The 1,431-nt window shown below is 67.1% G+C and carries 2 protein-coding genes; both read right to left on the bottom strand.

Annotated elements, in window-relative coordinates; translation table 11 throughout:
• Positions 1–78: 78 nt before the first annotated feature.
• A complete protein-coding gene (locus tag EJK15_RS69350) occupies positions 79–507 on the bottom strand; it encodes a hypothetical protein (RefSeq protein WP_138720930.1) in 429 nt (142 codons plus the stop codon).
• Positions 504–1,322, bottom strand: coding sequence for an IS5 family transposase (locus EJK15_RS69345; RefSeq protein ID WP_138720929.1), 819 nt, complete (start codon positions 1,320–1,322; stop codon positions 504–506). The genes EJK15_RS69350 and EJK15_RS69345 overlap by 4 nt, the downstream gene beginning before the upstream one ends.
• Positions 1,323–1,431 lie beyond the last annotated feature (109 nt).

Genomic DNA, 1,431 nt, shown 5'->3' with positions numbered 1-1,431 from the left:
AGAGGGCGGTTCGCGAGTTGATGTCCCTTTGATCGCTTGCGCTGCATGAGGAGGGCTGGTCACGGGCTCGTTGCCGGGCTATGGACGCGGCTGAGCGAACAATCCCGGCTCGATCTCCACGAGAATGCCCAGGCTGACCAGGCGCTTGAGCTTGGCGCGGGTGTTCTCGATGTTCTTACGCGCCAGGGGCAGGTCCAGGCCCAAGCAGAGGTCACGCGCTCGTGAGGGCTGGCCGATGTCGGCCATGAGGGTGAGAATCTGCTGGTAGGCGGGATGGTCGGGCACTGCGGGAGCCGGTGGTGGCGGGGATGCCGGATCGGGCTCGCCGGCGAGGGTGAGCAAGGTCTTGCGGGTGATCCGCAGATGATCAAGGTCCTGGTCGAGGTCTCGCAGGCGGGCGGTCAACTCCTCGATCTGAGCGTGGATCTGTTCGATGTGGCCGCTCAGCGCCTTCTCGCGGGCGTCGATCCGGTCCAGCAGCCACGCGCCGGGGTCCGGGGTGCTCACGTGTCACGCCAGGCGGGGGTGGAAGGGCCGGTCAGCCGGCGGGACATCACATCGGTCATCGCCCAGTACACCCGTGACTCGGAGCTGGCCGGATCGTGTTCGTAGTCGCGTACCAGGCGCCGGTGCAGGGACATCGTGCCGTAGGTCTGCTCCACCACCCACCGCTTGGGCTGGGGGACGAACCCGGCCTCGGCGGGGTTCCGCTCGACGATCTGCACGTTGATGCCGTGGGTGGCGCCGTGGGCGACCACGCTGTTCTTGAACCCCTGGTCGACCAGGGCGGTCTGGACGCTGCCGGGCGCAGTGGCGGCGGCGACCCGGTCCAGCAGAGCGTTACCGATGGCGTTGTCGTGGATCGAAGCTGCCGCGACCACCACCGCGATGACCAGGCCCAGCACGTCCACGGCCAGCCCACGCTTGCGACCCGGTACCTTCTTGGCCGCATCCCGTCCGGTCGTGGCCTTCGGGACGCCGGCCGCGGCGCGCACGCTCTGGGTGTCGAGCACCACCAGGCTGGGGTCGGCTAATCGTCGCTTCTTCTCCCGCACCTGCAAGCGCAGCAGGTCGTGGATGGCCTTGTCGGTGCCGTCCTTACGCCAGGCGGTGTAGTAGTACATGACCGCGCTGCGAGGTGGCAGGTCATGGGGTAGCAAGCTCCACTGGCAGCCGGTCCGGCTCTGGTACAGGATCGCGTTAACGATCTCCCGCATCTCGTATTTGCCCTGATGGCCGCTGACCGAGGGGTGCGCGGCCTTCCACGCCGTGATCACCGGCTCGATCAAGGCCCACCGCTCATCGGATAAGTCCGTGCTCACTCACCCCGCCATCCCAGCACAGCCGAGCCCACCAGGCAGGCATAACGCTACAGATTCACTCGATCACACTAAGGCATCAGGGGCATAGACCCGCGGACCGCCCTCTGAG

The organism is Nonomuraea basaltis, assembly GCF_005893125.1.
GTDB classification, from domain to species: domain Bacteria; phylum Actinomycetota; class Actinomycetes; order Streptosporangiales; family Streptosporangiaceae; genus Nonomuraea; species Nonomuraea basaltis.
The sequence above is the reverse complement of the archived record's forward strand: the minus strand, read 5'-3'. Positions and strand labels throughout refer to the sequence as shown.